This is a genomic window from Allobosea sp. P1_A7, assembly GCF_056406775.1.
On the sequence record NZ_JBFTZN010000581.1, the window covers coordinates 1 to 1194 of the forward strand.

General features: G+C 66.7%; 2 protein-coding genes. Both read right to left on the bottom strand.

The features are described from left to right. The coding region (locus AC1D34_RS37760; RefSeq protein ID WP_476827054.1) for a DegT/DnrJ/EryC1/StrS family aminotransferase at positions 1-960 on the bottom strand (960 nt) is incomplete at its 3' end. Then, positions 957-1194: LbetaH domain-containing protein (locus AC1D34_RS37765; protein WP_476827055.1), on the bottom strand; the 238-nt coding region annotated here is incomplete at its 5' end. The genes AC1D34_RS37760 and AC1D34_RS37765, both read right to left, overlap by 4 nt.

The window sequence follows — 1194 nt, forward strand, 5'->3', positions numbered from 1 at the left end:
GGCATAGGCCGGCTGCAGATGAACCGGGCGGGGATAGTGGATGCCGGTCGAAACCCCCGCCTTGGCGAGTCCCGTCCGCAGCCTGTCCCGCTCTTCGCTCTGGATCGCGTAGACATGAAAGACGTGTTCCGCACGCCGGGCCGGAGCCGGAAGCTGCAGCTCAGTGTCGCCCAGCAGCCGCTCATAGGCCGAAGCGATCCGTCTGCGCTTCTGTGTCCAGCCATCGAGATAGGGCAGCTTGACCTGCAGCGCCACGGCCTGGATCGCGTCGAGGCGCAGATTGAAGCCGGGCCTGACGTGATTGGATCGTCCCTCCTGCCCCCAGTCGCGCAAGCTGCGCAGCAGCTGAGCGGCCTTGGAATCGTGAGTGACCACCGCGCCCCCCTCGCCGCAGGCCCCGAGATTCTTGCCGGGATAGAAGCTGAAGCAGCCATATGAGCCGAAGGCGCCTGCCCGCATGCCATCGCGCTCCGCGCCATGGGCCTGGGAAGCATCCTCGATCACGGTGATGCCGTAGCGATTGGCGATGGCGCCGATCGCCGCCATATCGGCAAGCCTGCCATGGAGATGGACGGGCACGACGGCACGGGTCGCCGGCGTGATGGCAGCCTCGAAGGCTTCCGGCGACATCGTGAAGCTGGTGGGATCGACATCGACCAGAACCGCCTTCGCTCCCGCATAGTGGATCGCGGCCACCGTTGCGACGAAGGTCATTGGTACCGTGATCACCTCGTCCCCGGGCTCGACACCGGCCGCGAGCAGGGCCAGGTGCAGGGCTGCTGTGCCGCTGCTCACGGCCACGGCTTCCCCGACACCGCAATATTCAGCGAACGCGCGCTCGAAGGCCGCGACCGGTTCGCCCAGGACATAGTTGCCGCTGCGCAGGACGGAGAGGACGGCCGCCTCAAGCGGCTCCTGCACCGTCTTGAACTGAGCCTTGAGATCGAGAAATGGGATCATGAGGTTTCCCCCAGTACGGTTTCAAACAACCTGGGCGCAGTGGCGTTGGCTCCGGCATGGCCGATGACGCTGGCCGGGACCCCGGCGACCACCGCGCGGGCCGGCACATCACGCATCACGACTGCGCCGCAGCTGACCACGGCGTAGCTTCCAATCTCGACCCCACAGCCAATGGTGGCATTCGAGCCGATCGACGCCCCTCGGCGCACGACCGTGGCGTCCTGGGCCCATGCC